This window comes from Rhizobiaceae bacterium, assembly GCA_023953845.1.
Lineage (GTDB): Bacteria > Pseudomonadota > Alphaproteobacteria > Rhizobiales > Rhizobiaceae > Arvimicrobium.
The window spans coordinates 829,886-845,581 of sequence record JAMLJC010000002.1 but is presented as its reverse complement, the minus strand read 5'-3'; the positions used below and the strand labels follow the sequence as shown (position 1 = coordinate 845,581).

At 63.1% G+C, this 15,696-nt stretch carries 19 protein-coding genes; 7 read left to right on the top strand and 12 right to left on the bottom strand.

The window, feature by feature from the left end; translation table 11 throughout:
- Positions 1–2 precede the first annotated feature (2 nt).
- The 11 genes from M9955_26155 to M9955_26105 all read right to left on the bottom strand — a co-directional run bounded on the left by M9955_26155 (position 3) and on the right by M9955_26105 (position 9,177).
- Positions 3–488 (bottom strand): hypothetical protein, encoded by a 486-nt coding sequence (locus M9955_26155; GenBank protein MCO5085131.1) that lies wholly within the window; start codon positions 486–488, stop codon positions 3–5.
- Positions 485–3,052: a DNA methylase N-4 gene (locus M9955_26150; protein ID MCO5085130.1), complete on the bottom strand. Its 2,568-nt coding sequence runs from the start codon at positions 3,050–3,052 to the stop codon at positions 485–487. Before M9955_26150 ends, M9955_26155 begins: the two co-directional genes overlap by 4 nt.
- Complete coding sequence (locus tag M9955_26145; GenBank protein MCO5085129.1) at positions 3,049–3,249, bottom strand: hypothetical protein; 201 nt, start codon at positions 3,247–3,249, stop codon at positions 3,049–3,051. The genes M9955_26150 and M9955_26145 overlap by 4 nt, the downstream gene beginning before the upstream one ends.
- On the bottom strand, positions 3,246–5,348 hold the full coding sequence (locus M9955_26140) for a DNA cytosine methyltransferase (GenBank protein ID MCO5085128.1): 2,103 nt from the start codon (positions 5,346–5,348) through the stop codon (positions 3,246–3,248). The genes M9955_26145 and M9955_26140 overlap by 4 nt, the downstream gene beginning before the upstream one ends.
- Positions 5,335–5,526, bottom strand: coding sequence for a hypothetical protein (locus tag M9955_26135; protein MCO5085127.1), 192 nt, complete (start codon positions 5,524–5,526; stop codon positions 5,335–5,337). The genes M9955_26140 and M9955_26135 overlap by 14 nt, the downstream gene beginning before the upstream one ends.
- Positions 5,523–5,999 (bottom strand): hypothetical protein, encoded by a 477-nt coding sequence (locus tag M9955_26130; protein MCO5085126.1) that lies wholly within the window; start codon positions 5,997–5,999, stop codon positions 5,523–5,525. Before M9955_26130 ends, M9955_26135 begins: the two co-directional genes overlap by 4 nt.
- Entirely contained in the window at positions 5,996–6,697 is a 702-nt protein-coding gene (locus M9955_26125; protein MCO5085125.1) for a response regulator transcription factor, read from the bottom strand. Before M9955_26125 ends, M9955_26130 begins: the two co-directional genes overlap by 4 nt.
- Positions 6,698–6,818: 121 nt before the next feature.
- On the bottom strand, positions 6,819–7,424 hold the full coding sequence (locus M9955_26120; GenBank protein MCO5085124.1) for a hypothetical protein: 606 nt from the start codon (positions 7,422–7,424) through the stop codon (positions 6,819–6,821).
- Positions 7,425–7,605: 181 nt separating this feature from the next.
- Complete coding sequence (locus M9955_26115; protein MCO5085123.1) at positions 7,606–8,109, bottom strand: hypothetical protein; 504 nt, start codon at positions 8,107–8,109, stop codon at positions 7,606–7,608.
- A complete protein-coding gene (locus M9955_26110; protein ID MCO5085122.1) occupies positions 8,093–8,413 on the bottom strand; it encodes a hypothetical protein in 321 nt (106 codons plus the stop codon). The genes M9955_26115 and M9955_26110 overlap by 17 nt, the downstream gene beginning before the upstream one ends.
- A 293-nt stretch (positions 8,414–8,706) precedes the next feature.
- Positions 8,707–9,177, bottom strand: a complete 471-nt coding sequence (locus M9955_26105; GenBank protein ID MCO5085121.1) for a hypothetical protein — start codon at positions 9,175–9,177, stop codon at positions 8,707–8,709.
- 195 nt (positions 9,178–9,372) lie between these two features.
- Between M9955_26105 and M9955_26100 the strand changes: the two genes are divergently transcribed.
- Positions 9,373–9,741 (top strand): hypothetical protein, encoded by a 369-nt coding sequence (locus M9955_26100; GenBank protein ID MCO5085120.1) that lies wholly within the window; start codon positions 9,373–9,375, stop codon positions 9,739–9,741.
- A 5-nt stretch (positions 9,742–9,746) separates the two neighbouring features.
- Here M9955_26100 and M9955_26095 read toward each other — a convergent pair whose 3' ends face one another.
- The gene (locus M9955_26095) at positions 9,747–9,869 is read right to left on the bottom strand and encodes a helix-turn-helix domain-containing protein (protein ID MCO5085119.1); all 123 of its coding nucleotides are present in this window, start codon (positions 9,867–9,869) and stop codon (positions 9,747–9,749) included.
- Positions 9,870–10,015: 146 nt separating this feature from the next.
- Between M9955_26095 and M9955_26090 the strand changes: the two genes are divergently transcribed.
- The 6 genes from M9955_26090 (at position 10,016) to M9955_26065 (ending at position 15,695) form a co-directional block, all read left to right on the top strand.
- Positions 10,016–10,741, top strand: coding sequence for a helix-turn-helix domain-containing protein (locus M9955_26090; GenBank protein ID MCO5085118.1), 726 nt, complete (start codon positions 10,016–10,018; stop codon positions 10,739–10,741).
- Between the two features lie 367 nt (positions 10,742–11,108).
- Positions 11,109–11,447 (top strand): hypothetical protein, encoded by a 339-nt coding sequence (locus tag M9955_26085; GenBank protein MCO5085117.1) that lies wholly within the window; start codon positions 11,109–11,111, stop codon positions 11,445–11,447.
- A 35-nt stretch (positions 11,448–11,482) separates the two neighbouring features.
- Positions 11,483–12,820, top strand: coding sequence for a hypothetical protein (locus tag M9955_26080; protein MCO5085116.1), 1,338 nt, complete (start codon positions 11,483–11,485; stop codon positions 12,818–12,820).
- On the top strand, positions 12,817–13,770 hold the full coding sequence (locus tag M9955_26075) for a YqaJ viral recombinase family protein (protein MCO5085115.1): 954 nt from the start codon (positions 12,817–12,819) through the stop codon (positions 13,768–13,770). The genes M9955_26080 and M9955_26075 overlap by 4 nt, the downstream gene beginning before the upstream one ends.
- A complete protein-coding gene (locus tag M9955_26070) occupies positions 13,757–14,566 on the top strand; it encodes a hypothetical protein (GenBank protein MCO5085114.1) in 810 nt (269 codons plus the stop codon). The genes M9955_26075 and M9955_26070 overlap by 14 nt, the downstream gene beginning before the upstream one ends.
- Before the next feature lie 25 nt (positions 14,567–14,591).
- Positions 14,592–15,695, top strand: coding sequence for a recombinase RecT (locus M9955_26065; GenBank protein MCO5085113.1), 1,104 nt, complete (start codon positions 14,592–14,594; stop codon positions 15,693–15,695).
- The last annotated feature ends 1 nt before the right edge of the window (position 15,696 follow it).

The following is a 15,696-nucleotide window of genomic DNA, read 5'->3' as shown; positions in this document are numbered from 1 at the left end:
GATCATCGCGGAACCTCGTCATTCTCGCCGCAGCCGCGACCGACTGTTTCGCCATTCGGACCGGCGGTGAAGATGCGCCAATGCCGCCAGCCCTGCGGGCAATGAAAACCCCACTCCCGGATGCGCGGCCCGGTGATGAACAGCGTCCAGCATGGGCCGGCATGCAGCTCTATGCGGTGGGCGCTGGCGGCGGTGCGTGGTTTCCAGTCTCCGGCCGTGCGGATCGTGCGGCGGTTGACGCCGCCGGCCTCTATGGTGTGCTTGGTGTAGCTGCCTTCCAGCAGGATCGAGACGTTCCACCATGGATGATCGTGCAGGGCTCGATCATCGTCAGAGCGCATGAAGTGGTGCAGGTAGATGTTGAACCAACGGTTGCGCGGGATCAGCCACCAGCGTCGCATATAGGGATCAGCTTCGCCGCCAATGCAGATATCAGGCTGGCGACGGTCAGCGATCGAAATCAGGTAGGACGCGATACTGGACATCATTGCGCCGCCTCCGAAGTGATATCCTCGATGCTCGGCTCGATCGATGGTGCCGCCAGTAGATCAAAGAAGCTCGGCACGTCGCGACCGGCCTCGGCTTCGCGGCAATAGTGCGCACCATCTTTGAACGACACTTCGTTGAGCTCGGACGCCATGCCGTAGCGACCTTTCATGATGGCTCGATACGGGACGGTCATCAGCCCGCCGAACGGGTCGTAAACGACATCTCCTTCATTTGAGTATCGGTCGATCAGCCGATCGACGATGTCGAACTGCAGCGGGCAGATGTGCTTCTCGACGTTCCGGCTAGACTGGCTGCCATTGAGCGTGAGCATCCGCACCACGTCCGACCATATCCATGGCGAGTGCGAGACCGGAGCCAGCGCCATGTATTCGGTCGGCAGCCGGTCCTTCGACTGAAGGGCCTCGCCGATCGCCACAACGTCCTCATGATCGTAGACGGTCGCGTCGCTATAGGCGCGGAAGGCCTTCGGCACGGCGCGCGGCGGTATCTGCAACCATTCTTCGCGGGTCAGAAGCCTGTTGCCGCTGGAGCGCCAGTGCGCATGGGCGTCAAGCTGCCAGCGCGCGAGGCTGTAGTCATCTCGGTTCTTGCTCACACGCTCGTCGGCGTAGCCTTTTGTCCGGTCGCTCTGCGGCTTGTGGAAGAGAAGCACGTATTCGGGCGATCCGACGCCCATCTTCGTGCCGTCCTTCAGCATCTCCGTGTAGCCCAGCCGGTAGTTGCCGTTGTTCTCGGTCACCACGTCGGTGTCGATCGTGATCATGCCGCAGTAGTCGAAGCCGTGTTTCATGCCGTGGAAGATCGTCTCGGCATGGAAGGGCGAGACCGTCGGCAGGCCGGCGCCCGTGACATTCCCGAACAGGATGCGGTCCTTGACGTGGCAGGCATAGATGCGGCCCGGCTTCAGGACCCGGAAGAGTTCCGGCGTCAGAAAGTCCATCTGCTGCCAGAAATGATCGTTGTCGTCGGTATGGCCGAAATCGTTGTAGCTGGCCGTATACTCGTAGTGGTTCGAGAAGGGGATCGAGGTGATGATCAGTCCGACGCTGTTCGTCTCGGTCCTGCCCGCCTCATCGACGCAATCATTATGCGCGATCCGGAAATATTCACCCTGCTCGACCTCGCGCTCCACGCCGATCGAGCGCTTCAGCACCGATTCCAGCGGCAGCCTGCCCAGACCATATTTGCGGATGATCTCCGTCATCCGCTCCATCATCCGGTCGTGTTCGGCCCACTTCTCTTCAAGGATGCGCCGAGTGCCGCGCTCGGCTTCGGAATAGATGATATCGATCGTGCATTCATGCTTCTGCCCGAACCTCACGATCCGGTGCACAGCCTGGATGAAGTCGTGGAACTTGGCGTCAATGCCGAGAAATACCATCTTGTGGCACTGCTGCAGGTTGACGCCCGCGCCGAACATGACCGGCTTCGCGATGAACGCATCGGTCGTCTTCGCCTTCCATGCATCAATGAGCTTGTCCTGCTGTTCGATCGTCTGGTTGCCCTGAACGGAAGAGAAGGAGATGCCGAGGCGCGATAGCGCGGTCTCTGACGCATCCTGTTCATCATTGAGGTGACACCAGACGACCGCCTGGCGGCCGGGCGCGTGGAAATCTGCGATGATGGCCGACATGGATTGGAGGCGGGCGTCCATGCTCACCCGCTTCTCGCGCGCCGCGTGAATGACGCTGGCACCGGGATCGTTGATCAGCAGCCCCTGCCCATCCCGGTCCACGCCGGCCGCGCCATGATCGGTCGGAACCTCATGCCAGTTCACGGTCATCTTCGGCAGGACGTAGCCGTCATCTGAAAAGCCGAGGTCGGCCGGAGACTGAAGGAAGACCGCCCAACTGTTCACCCACAGCCAGAACTCGTCCTCTTTGTGAGCGTAGAGTGTGAGCTCGTTCGCCTTTTCGCTGTTGCGCTGGAAGAACCGCGTCAGCGCCTGCCCGGTGTCCATGACCTGGAGGAAGCCCGCATAGTGGATCAGTTCCTTGGTCCGGTTTGGCGAAGGCGTGGCGGTCGCCACGAACTTGAAGCGGACGCCTTCGAACAGCGGCAGGAACGTCTGATAGGTCTTGGTCCCATAGCCCCGAAGGATGGCAGCCTCATCGAGCGATGCCGCCACGAACTGGCGAGGATCGATCTTGCCGTCTCGCACGCTCTCATAGTTGGCGATGTGGATCACATCGTCGTCGGTCACCTCGTCGTCGCGGCGGACGAACCGTAGCTCGATTGCGAAATCGCCACGGAACCGCTCCTTCGCTTCATCGAAGAATTCATGTCGGACGCCCAGCGGCAGGACGATCAGACGACGGCCACCGATGAACTTACCGATCAGGCGCATAAGCTCGAGCTGGATCGAGGTTTTGTGCAGTCCGAAGGCGGCGAAGATGCCGCGCCGGCCGCCCTGCAATGCCCATTTCACGATGGCGCGGCAGTGGGGAGCGAGGTCGGGGTTGATGTCCGCGTCGTCGACATCGAAGCCGGTGGCTGGCGCGACCTTCATCTTGGCGCGGAGGAAGTCGAGATAGGTGGTCACTCGGCCATCTCCTCGATCGCGTCACGCAAGGCCACGGCTACGCGGAGGCGCTCCCTCAGGGCGTGCGCCCGCTTCCAGTATCCCGTTCCGTCGCCGATCGCCTTCGCGGAAATCGCCTCGGCGATCGCACGCTCTTCGGCCTCTAGCTCTGCCGCCAGCTTGCGCACGGCTTCATTCGCTGCGGAAAGAGTGATCATTCTGCCGCCTCCCAGGGGATGTTCCCGCGCTGGTCGACCGCGAGCGCCATCGCGATGGGCTGTACCCAGATCGGCTGCGTGGAGAGCATGAACGTCTCTCCGGTCATGGCGAGCAGGAGGGTTGTTCCCATGACGTCGGCTATAGCGGCGGCCGCGTCCGGCGGAACCGCGTTGCCGATACGCTCGCGCCACGCTGAATCGGATTGACCGTCGAGCGCAAAGCCTGCGGCGATGTCTTCGGGATCGACGAGGCTTTGCAGCGCGGCAAGTTCGAGCGTGGTGAAGGGCCGGTGCCAGGTCCCGTCGAGCGCGCGGATGACGGCAACGAGACGGTCATTCGGCGCCGGCAGTTCGAAAAGCGGCTCCTCGGAGGTCTCGCGCGGGTCCGCAACAGACATGTATCCATTGTCGAGATTGCCCGACGCGTATACCGTTTTACTCGGGGAACCCCATGGCAGCACACCGTAGTGGCCACCGCCTTCGTAGTGCTTGCGGCCTTCCTTAAAGGCTTCCGGACGCGGGTCCGCAACAGAGAATGCACCATTCGGCGGAAGGCTCTCGCCAGCAACCGTTCCGCTCGTTTCATCCCACGCACGGACGCCGTGCGCACCGTTGCGCAGATCGTTGACCGGGCGAGGATCGGCGACCGCGCTCGCGCCGGATTTCCGGTTCCCCACGACAGCATGGGCGGGTTCGTCGAAAGGCGTGATGTGCCAGTTGCCCTGCAGGTCCTCGGTGGGCTTGCCCGGCCTCGGGTCTGCGACTGCAAAAGCGCCGTTTCCGGTGGTCGACGCCGCAATCACGGTACCCGCTGCTTCAGCGAAGCCGGTAACGCGGTACTTCGTCTGCTTGTAGTCGTCGCGAGGCGCTGGGCGCGGATCAGCGACCGCTAGGCCGCCGGCGGGGCCGCCAGGACCTGCCACCGCCGGCGCAGCATCGCCCCAAGGCACGATCCGGAAGACGTTGTTGAAGCGCGGCTTGCCGGGAATGGTCGGGTCGGCGACAGCGAACGTCCCCTGCCCGGGCGATTTCACATTGATGACGGCGCCCATCGGCTCGGACCAGCGCCGCACGCCGTATTGCGAATATTCGTTGCCACCGGCAGCAAAGCGAGGGTCGGCAACGGCGAAGGTACCTGTGGTTGGCGAGCCGCGACCGGTCACCACGCCGCTGGGCTGATCCCATGGCCGGACGCCCAAGACGCCACCCTGCCATTCCACCTCCGGCAGGATGCCGAAATCCCGAAGCACGCCATCCTCGATGGCAAGCTTGTTCAGCGAGCGCCAGTCCGATCCGGCTTCGACGAATGCTAGACGCACCCACGTCTTCCACTGCAGCGCCGGCATGCGATGCATCGGGCCAGCGCGCACGTCGCCCGGCAGGGGAAGCCGCTCAAGGATTTCTCCGACGCCGCGCAACCGGCGCTTCTCCGGCTCATACAGGAAGGGCGGGACCTTCGCCTCATGCCGTGCAACCAGCAGGAAGCGCTTGCGCGATTGCCCCAGCCCGCCGATCTCTCCGCAATCGTGCGTGGTCTCGGCTACCGCATAGCCGGCGGCGCGCAGCAAGGCGACGATTTGGTCCAGCAGATGACGGCCACGGTTCATGATGCGCGGCACGTTTTCGAAGATGATCAGTTCGGGCGGATCGTCGCTCCATGCTTCGAGCATCAGCATGACGCCGCGCACCGTCAGGCCATTAAGCGCCTGGTATTTCGCCGACGCGCTCGACTTCTCTGGAAGAAGCCCGGAGAACCCCTTGCAGGGCGCGGACAGGAAGATGATGTGTGGTCGCTCGCCGTTCGCGGCGCGCCGAACGTCGTCCACGCCGGCCAGCCGCCATCCGGCTGGCGGCTCGTGACCGTGAAAGGCGATGAACTGCTCGCGACTGAAGAGATCAAGCACCGTGCCCTTGCCAGGGCCGGCGCGATCGAAGTCACGGATCGCCGCCGGATCGTTGTCGATCCCGCCGATACACCGGAAGCGGGCGCGCAGGTTGCCAACGCGCGCGGAGCCCTTGTTGAAGCCCTTCTTGCCGCCACCGAGGCCGCAGAAGAAATGAAAATGGCGGAATTCGATTTCCGCGCTAGCGATCTGCATATCTGTCACCTGTGTTCTGGAGATCGCGCCAGTCGCGCGCGCCTTCGACAGCGCGCATGGCTGCAGTGTCGTGATCAAGTTCGCGGGCGACGCGTCGCAACAAGGCGACCTGCTGATCTGCCAGATCATCGACGAGATCGGACCAGTCTTGCCCGAAGGTTGCGAGCGGGCCGGTCATGCCGGCTCCATCGCCACCGCATGGCAGCGGTGGATTTCGAGCGCGGCGGCGAGTGTCGTGAGGATGCCGGGCGCGCTCGCGACCGCGCGGTCGCCCTGCAATGCCCGGCCGGCCATTTCGTAGGCCTGCATCAGGGAGAAGGTCAGTTGCACGGTCGTCTGGCCAACTTCGACCTTCGTCACCTCCCACTTGTCGTCGGCACCGCGCCGCAACTGGCGCTCGGCGTTCCGGCCGACGATCTTGTCCTGATAAATCACCGGTGCGGACGGGACCGGCTGACCCGGCTCAGGCTCACCGACACGGGCAAGACGAACACCATGCATTTCAAGCAGCCGGATCGCCCTGTCGGCTTCGCGACGAAGCTCCTCTTGCCCCTCTGGCCCCATGGCGCTCCACGTGAAGCTCGTCTTGCCGAGACGGGCATCGCGGATGCACTGGGCGAGCACGCAGCGAAATGGTCGATCCTCGCTCATGCGACGTCGCTCCATTCCCTGAAGCGCAGCCCCTGTCCCCAGACCGTTTCAATCAGGTCATGCTCGCCGCAAACGGGCTTGAGCTTCTTGCGGAGCTTGCAGAGGAAAACGTCGATGATCTTCAGTTCCGGCTCGTCTCGTCCACCGTAGATGGCGGACATGCACACGGCCTTGCTGAGGCAGGCGCCCGAGCGGGATGCCAGGATTTCCAGCAGCGCACTTTCCTTGGCCGTCAGGTGAACGACATGGCCGTTCCCCATCACCTTCTGGTTGACCGGATCGAACATGGCGGCCGGGGGAATGAACATGTGATCCGCCGGCACCCGCGTCCTGCGCTTCAGTGCGTGGAGGCGGCTGGCGATCTCCTTCGGGTCGACCGGCCAGGTCTGAACGTCGTCCGCTCCGGCATTGAGAATGCGCGCGCGCGCCATCGCCTTAGCGCTTTCATCCCGCTCGTGCTGATCAACGACACAGAACAGCAGGTTGAGAACGCCGGCTTCACGCATCCCGCGCGCGGTTTCCACCGAATCGGTCCAGCCTTCCCTGAAATAGAGACCGATGGCGTCGCCATCACGGTAAAGCCGGGATGTGAGATCGGCCGCAGTCGGTTGAAGTTCGACATTGGCTCCCGAGATCGTCGCCGCGATGCCGATCTGCATCGCTACCCGGGCCGAAGGCGAATGGACGATCAGGTTCATGGCTGGGCGCCGCCGAGCGTGATGAAGACGATGACGGCAAAGGCCGATATGACCACGCCGATGAAGAACGCCGCGCCGAGAGAGTGATTTGGCCGCATCCGGCCGTTCGATGGCCGGGGAGTCATGCGGCAACCCTCCCGACGCCGAGGCGCAGTGTCGTGAAGACCTTCTGATGGCGTTCAGCGATCTGCGTGCACTTCATCCAGCATGAGGCGATCCCGACCGCCTCCGCCGCGTCCCGCTGGGCCTTCTTTTCGAGAGGCAGAACGATGCCCTGAAAGGTCGCGGCATCGACGGCGGCGGCCTTCCAATCGTCACCCGACGGCTTGTAACCCTTTCCATAGTAGGCCGCGCGCCATGTCCGCGACGAGATCAGGCCCCATGGAATACCAGCCAGATCGCAAGCCGCGGTCGCGCCAGCCACCAGCGCGGGAAGAAGCAGCTGATCGGGATTCACCGTCCATATCTGTTTCGTCTTGCCGGTTTTCGGGTCGAAGATGTTCTTCGGATAGGCCGCCACGTCGCGGCGGGGCATTTCTATGGCGACGAAGTCGGGTCGCATGCCCGCGAACTCGGTTTTCAGGTAAAGCGCGAGGTCGCCGGTCTTGTCTTCCTGAAACTCGCCTTCGGCATCGATGGCGAGGCAGCGCCATTTCGATGGTAGCAATGCGGTGTCCATCCAGCACACGCCCGTGCTGGTCGCGATATCAAGTCCAAGGATGAGCATCTCAGTATCCTCGTTGAGGTGCCGTCTCTCCGAGCTGTCGCGTCCATTGCTCAGACGTTGCAGTCGCTGCATCGGTCAGCGACAACCCTACTCACCTCTCCCGCCATGCAGTCGGCCGGGCCTTTGAGTTTCGTGCCCGGCGCAGTCGCACCGTTGTCCTCGGAGGTTTTCGCCTGGAATTTCAGTGTTTGGCCGCCTTGCCCTTCTTCGGCTCGGCGTCCTTCCATGCTTTCTCTGCAGCTGCTGCCACCGGATCGATTCCGCTCTCCGGCTTCTCCTCTCGCTCCACGGCCGCCTGCCCGAGCGGAAGACCGGCGAAGTCCTCGCCGAGGGCCTGCCGGATGTCTCTCGCGAAGTCCTGATCCTCGGTCTCGAGCGCTTCGATCGCGTCATCGGCGCGCTCGTTGGCCCGCTCCAGCTGCTCCATCGCCTTGCGCCGGCGCTTCTGCGGATCGGCGAGCGCCCGGATGACGCCCTTCTTCACCCCGACCTTCTTGGCATCCGTCAGAATGGACTTCTGATCGGCATTGATCTTGGCGTTGACGTCCCGCTTCTTGGCCTTGAACTCGGCGTCGAGCTCGTCGAGCTTGCGCTCCCGCTCCTGTTCCAGTCGGTCGAACTCATCGACGAAGCTGGCCGCCTCGTCGGCGGTCGCACGGTTTCTGCCTTCAAGCACGCGCGCCATCGGCGTTGTCCTTTCTTGGGAGGAAGGGTTCACGACCTTCTGCCAGGCGAAGCTCGTCCACGAAGGCGAACAGGCCGGGGCGATCGAAGGATTGAGGCCGTCCGCTGCGGCCACGAACCAGATAGGGATATCTGCCGCGCTGGATGTAGGAGACCTCGAAGCCGTGCCGGGCGAGGTATCCGCGCAGATATTCGAGATCGTCGGCGACGCCTCTTTCGAAGCGCCGGACGCCGTTGACGGCGATATAGGCGTCGACCATGGCGGCTATTGCTGTCCGCGGCGCGTTGGCCGGCAGGACGATCATCTCAGGCCGCGTCCGTCTGACCTTTGACGTTGTGGGCGCGGCGGCGGACCGAGCGCCCGCCCTCAACTTTGCGCGGCTCTTGCGCGATATCGCGCCGCCGGCCGCCCCGGTCTTTTCTCTTGGCGCCGGCGGTGGAAGCTCGCCTTCGTCCCGCAATTTCTTGACGACACCGGCGATTGCGGAGCGCGATATCGCTCCGAGCTCAGAGGCTATTTCGCCAAAACTCTTACCGGCGAGAATCCCGTCCTTGACGGCGGAGCGCTTCTCCGTTGGGCTCAGATCCTTCCAGCGGGTCATTCGGCAACTCCGGATACACCCAGAGTGCCAGCGATGCGGCTGAGAGCACGCACTTGGTGGCTATCCAGCGGCGCGCCTTCCGCGGCAAGATGCGCTGCCAGAAGGTTGGCCGTGGCGGCGAGTTTAAGCCTGGCACGTCGTGCCTCCTGTCCCGCGCGCAACTCTTTGAGCGCGCGCATTTCCTCGTAATCGACGCGCCGCGCTTCGGCGAACAGCCAAGACTTCACACGGTTCCACGTCAAGGTTTCGAGCCGCCACTCAAACTCCGGGCTCGTGATTGCACGGTGGATGGCCGACACCTGCCCCTTCCATCCCTGGTGCGGCGCGAGCATCTTGCCCAACTCGCGGCTGTGTTGTTGGGCGAGCGCTACGCTAGACATGATGCGCCCGCCCCGCTCCGAAGCCTCCGAACAAAATTCGGAGTTCTCCGAACGCGATTCCGAGATTTCCGAACCGAACATCGCCATTCTCCATTCCAGCGACGGAACTGGAGAGACGCGATGCGCAGACGGATGAAAGGAGGTGGCCCACGACATGCACGTGGGCCACCATGCCGGTGGTCAGCCGGCGGGCGCGCGGGAACAGCTGGCGCGCCGAAAAGCTCATGATGCGGCCCTCGTGATAATCTCCCGGTGCGAACGGAAGAATCGGAGGGAAACGTCATGGCTGATCTGGAGAGCATCGAGGCGCGCGTTGGCGCGCTCGAAACTGAACTGGCGGTCGCTTACCGCCTGATCTGGCAGGAGCGATGCACTGCGCGCGCCGTGCAAACCATGCTTTGCGCCCTGATCGACAGCTTTCGACCCGGTGAGCCCGAGCGCGCCTCTGAATGGTTTGACGCCATGGAATTCGTCGCTACCCAGAACGCGGGTTTGATAGCCGACCTTGCGAGCGACGAAATCATCCGAGAGCACGGGCTTGATTCCGAAATGCTGGCGGCCATGGAAGACGAGAAGGCTGAGGTCGCGAAGCTTCTGCGCAACCTCTATGCGATGCTGAAGAACCCGCAGGGCGGCTTGGCCCGAGACTGACGCACTCATGCCGCGTCTCCCGTCGTGATGGGCGTCGATGAAAAAATGTCGGGCCTCAGATCGTGAGGCGGAATGCCGGTCGCCCGCGAGACTTCTCCTACACGCTCTGCCGGAACCTGCTTCCACATAGAGATGGCAGACGGCGAACAGTTGAGGGCGGCTGACAATGCGAGCCGACGCCCACGTTCAGCGTTGAGATATTCGAGGAGCTTTTCCATACCCCATACTTCATTCACACTGAATTTCAGTCAAGCTGATTTTTCAGTGAGAGCGAATGGTACTGACACGCGCGTTGCGGCAGAAAATGTGGATGGTCACGAATGCCAAGCCGGCGCGGCGCGAAAACTACATTCGCCAATGGCGCAAACATCGCGGGTTGACGCAGGAACAACTAGCGGAAGCCGTTGGCGTGGCAACCGCGACCATTTCCCAGATCGAGACCGGGAAACAGGGTTTTACCGACACCTCGCTTTACGCCATTGCAGAAGCTCTTCACGTGACAGCTGGAGACCTCCTCAGCGGCCCGCCTGCTGTGTCCGGCGCACCTGCTGGAACCGAGGTCCCCTTGATGGGATATCTTGGGGCGGGGGCGGAAGTTGAGCCCGACTTCGAGCAGGTTCCGCCCGAGGGCCTGGACCAGGTCTCCCTTCCCTTCGATCTCGATGACGACCTAATTGCATTCAAGGTTCGCGGCGATTCGATGCTGCCGTTTTATCGTGACGGAGCAACGATTGTCGTCTTTCGCGAACAGAAACGCCCGCTAACGACCTTTTACGGCGAAGAGGCGGCAGTCCGGACAAGCAACGGCCGGCGCTTCATCAAGACGATTATGAGAGGCGACGGAGACAGCGTCACGCTCACCTCTTGGAACGCCGCGCCGATCGAGAATGTCCGCCTCGAATGGATTGGTGAGATATTCGCAGTTCTACCGCCCGCAGCGATGAAGAAAGCAATTCGTCAGGGTGGCGTTCAAGGTCAACTGAGGCTCAAAACAGCCTGACCCTCCTGCCATCGGCCAGTTGACGGCCGAGCGCGCGGGCTTTACCCGCGCGCGCTCTCGCAGTCGTGCGTTCGCGCGGATCAGAGATATAAACTTTCAAACATCATAGCTCTACGTTGAAAGGTACACTCTACGTTCAAACGTAGAGCTCAAATCTTCAGCGTTTATGTCGCGCGGCATGTGCGCCGTAGCTAGCGCTACGGCTCATGCCGTCTTCAACGTTGATCACAATCTTAAACCTCTCCGAACTGGCGCTTCGCGCGCGAGGCTCGGCTTGCCGCCGTCTGAGAAAATTTCAGCAGCACTGATTTTTTGGATTGACGGAATTTTCAGTGTCACTTAAGTTTTTAGGCAAAGGAGACATCCGATGCCCCACGACCTTACCCGCGACGGCCTGATCTCAGCCCTCACACCAAGCCTGCTGCCGCAGACGAAGCCGGTGTTCCTCCGCGACCTCCTGCGCATGAAGCGCAACCGCGGCGATGCCGACGTCGAGCAGTTCAAACTGACCTGCCGCGAGTTCGGGTCCGGACTGAACGCGACGATTTCCGGCGCGGCTTGGGCCATGCGTCAGTGGGTCGCCAAGGCCGATCGCTTGGGCTGGACCGACATGAAGGTCGCCCGCTGCACGGCTTTCCTCGCCGACCTCGATGCGGTTCTCGCTGGCAATCTGACCGGATGGGACATCGCGCGAGCTGCTGCCTGAAACTGTTTCCCCATCCGACTGAAGGATCAATCGACATGGCCGCAAAGGCGAAAACGACCTCGAAGTCCAAGGTTCCAGCTGAGCCATTGGTTGCGTACAAGGGCTTCAACCGCGACTTGACCTGCACGCCGGAAGGGCGATCCTTCCAGTACGAGATCGGCAAGACCTACGACAACGGCGGCGGTCCCGTCGTCCGGTGTGGCGATGGTGCGTTCCATTGGGTGGAGATGCCGCTCGATGCCTTCACGTATTACGGCCCGGCCACCGGTCGTTACGCCATCGTCGAGCCTTCAGGTGAGATAGCCCGCGAGGAAAACAGTGACACCAAGGGTGCGTCGAGCATTCTGTCGATCAAGGTCGACATATCGATCGGCGACCTGACCCGTCGCGCCGTCGCCTGGGTTGCGGAAATGGCGCGAAAGCAGGGAAATGGGCAGTTTGCCGCCGGGTATCGCGGCCACGCCTCTGCCGCCGGGGATTACGGCCACGCCTCTGCCGCCGGGTATCGCGGCCACGCCTCTCCGCCGGGGATTACGGCCACGCCTCTGCCGCCGGGGATTACGGCCACGCCTCTGCCGCCGGGTCTGGCGGCCACGCCTCTGCCGCCGGGGATTACGGCCACGCCTCTGCCGCCGGGTCTGGCGGCCACGCCTCTGCCGCCGGGTCTGGCGGCCACGCCTCTGCCGCCGGGTATCGCGGCCACGCCTCTGCCGCCGGGTATCGCGGCCACGCCTCTGTCAAAGGGAAAAATTCAATTGCGCATGCGGCTGGGCCGAACGGCACGGCCACTGCCGTCGAGGGGAGTGCAATCAGCCTCGGCGCCTATGATGACGCCGGCAATCTCGTCGCCGTGCGGGCCGCCATGGTCGGGCATGACGGTATTGAGGCCGGCAAAACCTACCGTCTGTCGATCTCCGGAGACTTCATCGAAGTCGAAACGCCGGAGGCCGCCTGATGGACGCCGCTCTCAACGCCGCGTGCAATTGGCTTGTCGAGCATCATCGGATCACAGCTGCTCTCATCGTTGGCATGAGCTGGGCCGCGTCCGCGTATGCGGGGATGCCGATATGAGCCCGCGTGAAGTTCTAGACGCGATCCGCGACCTAGTCGAAGCCGCCGAAATGCAGGGCTGGGATGCCCTGCCCGACCTGAAGCCGGTGCTCGATCGTGGCCGTGAGGCTTATGCCGATCTGCAGGTCGTGATGGCGGATGGCGACGACGATATTGGCGCCGGACGATCTGCCTTAATTGTAGGGCTCGACGCCGTTGGATACGGCATGATGGCCGGCGTTGCGGATGACTGGCAGACCTCCCTGACAGATAGCCAGTTGGCAGAAGCGGCAGACGCCCTCGGTGTCGAGGCGTCGTCATGACCGTCCAGATCATCCACCCGGCCGACCGCGCTACCTGGCTCGACGCCCGCAAGCAGGATGTGACGGCATCGGTCGCGGGGGCCCTTCTCGGCGTTCACCCCTACCAGACGCCCTATGGCCTTTGGGCGGAGAAGTCCGGCCGGGTGGCGAGCGACGATGCCGACAATCCTGTCTTGCGCCGCGGGCGCCTGCTGGAACCGGTCGTCATCGAGATGCTGCGCGAAGATCGGCCGGAGTGGACGGTCGAATACAGGCGCGACAACGCCTACTGGCGCGACACGGAAGCCCGCATCGGCGCTACACCGGACGCCTTCGCGACCCGTCCCGACATTTTCGGCCAGGGCATCGTGCAGGTGAAGACCGTCGCTGAGGATAAATTCCGGCGCGAATGGATCGATGCGGAAACGGGCGACGTCGTGCTCCCGCTCTGGATAGCGGTTCAGGCGATCGTCGAGGCCACGCTGACGGGCGCGACATGGGCTTGCGTGGCCGTCATGGTCATCGGCCGGGGCATTGATCTGCAGATCGTCGATATTCCGCTCGACGCCGGCGCGCGCGTCATGAACCGCCTTCGGCGTGACGTCCGCGAGTTCTGGCGCAAGGTCGAGGTCGGCGAGGAGCCTCCAATCGACTGGAACCGGGACGGCGCTTCGGTGGCGGAGGTCTACCGCGACAGCATGCCTGATCGGAAGGACCTGACGGCCGTCGAAGGGCTGGACGAAATATCCGGCAGGTTTGTGGATGCCCGCGAGGCACACGCTGTGTCCGGAAAGGCCATCGAGCAATTGCGCCCCCGGATCCTGCATGCACTCGGCGCGGCTGAAACCGGCTTCACCACGAACTGGAACATTGTAGCGCGCACGTCGGTGCGGACTGGCCCGAACGGTCAAGCCGTGAAGTCGCGCTCGCTTCGCATCACCCCGAAGGAGAATCCCGATGCGCGTTTCTGATGCCCCCTCGATCGTCGGCCCCGCCGACGCCGGCCTGGGTCACAACAAGCCGCCGGTATCAGTGCTGTTCGTCGATGAACACAAGGACCTGATCACTGAGGTCGAAGCACTGGCCGGCCGCGCCAACACGGCGAAGGATGGCCTTGTCGCCGGCAGGATCGCCAACGACAACGAGCGGGATACCTGGGTGGCGCTCGGGCTCGCCGCGAAGAAGGTTGCAAAGCAGGTCTGCGACAAGCGCGACGAGATCGTTGGGCCGATCCGCGAAGAACTCAACGATTGGAACCGGCTGTTCGGCGTCAACGTCAATCCGCACCCGGAGAGCCTTCATGCCCGCTGCCTGAGGATCAAAAACGCGGCGGAAAGTCTTGCTGGCGCCTATGCCGACGCGCAACGCGCCGCCGCGCAGAAGGCCGCCGCCGAGGCCGCCGCCAAGGCGCGCGAGGAAGCCCAGCGCAAACTCGACGAGGCTGCTGCGTCGGCCGAAGGCGTAATTGCCGACGTCGCGCTTCAGGAGGCCGAAAAGGCCGAACACAAGGCCAAGCACCTCGAGGCTCAAGCTCTCGGCGCGGCGACGGGGCCGGTGCGCACCGACGCCGGCACGATCAGCGAACGCAAGCAGTGGGACTTCCGCATCGTCGACATCGCCAAGGTCGACCTGAATGGCCCGCTGCGCGCTCACATTGGCATCGACGTCATCGAGAAGGCGATCCGCGCGCACATCCGCGCGAACCGGAACACGGTACCGCTGACCGGCGTCGAAATCTTCCAATCCAGCAAAGCCCAGCTGCGGTGAACGGCGGCAACAGGAGAAACACGCCATGAATGCAGTCGTTGAAGCCAAAGGTCCACGCGAGATCGATGTGGTCCGTCACCAGTTCGATCAGATGGGCGACCAGTTCAAGGCCGTCCTGCCTGCCCATATCCCCGTCGAGCGCTTCGCGCGCGTCGTCATGACCGCGATCCAGAACAATCCTCAGCTTTTGCAAGCGCCTCGGAAGGAGCTTTTCAACGCCTCGATGAAGGCGGCGCAGGATGGCTTGCTGCCGGACGGCCGCGAGGGCGCGCTCGTGCTGCGCAAGTCGAAGAACAGCTTCTCGATAACCTGGCAGCCGATGATCGCCGGCGTGCGCAAGAAGGCGCGCAACAGTGGCGAGATATCCACATGGGACGCCCACGTGGTCTACGCCAACGACTTCTTTCAGTTCCAGCTGGGAGACGCGCCGCAGATCAATCACACCTACGATCTAAAGCAGGATCGCGGCGAGCCCGTCGGCGCCTATTCCGTCTGCGTGCTGAAAGACGGCTCGAAATCCTACGAGGTCATGTCGACCAGCGAGATCAACGCGATCCGCGACCGGTCGGACGGCTGGAAAGCGTTCAAAGGCGGGTACGTCAAGTCCACGCCATGGTCGACCGATTGGGCCGAGATGGCGCGCAAGACGGTGGCCAAGCGGCATTCCAAGGTGCTGCCGATGTCGACTGACCTCGATGACCTTATCCGCCGCGACGACGAACTCTACGACATGAAGGGCGCGAAGGACGAGGCCCAGGAAAGACGCCCGAAATCTCTCGCCGACAGACTGGACCAGATCGCCGACGAAACGGACGCCGATCCGGACACCGGCGAGGTCATCGAACATGAATCGGAGCCGTCCGCCCCCAGCGGCTCCGACCGCGGCAGGTCTTCCTCAGAAGATTCCGCCGCTGGCAAGCCGCCGTCGGATATCTCCTCCAGCCCGGACGGCGGCGACCCCATTTCCGAAGCGCGACGGCGCGGAGCGGAAGCCCGCGAAAAAGGTATGAGCCGTAAGGCTCTGCCGAAGGAGTACCGCTCCGACGAACGCCTGATGTCCGCCTATCTGGACGGCTTCGACACGGGAGAAGCGGAAGACCGCGAACCCGGTGCGGACGAGGAGGAATAGG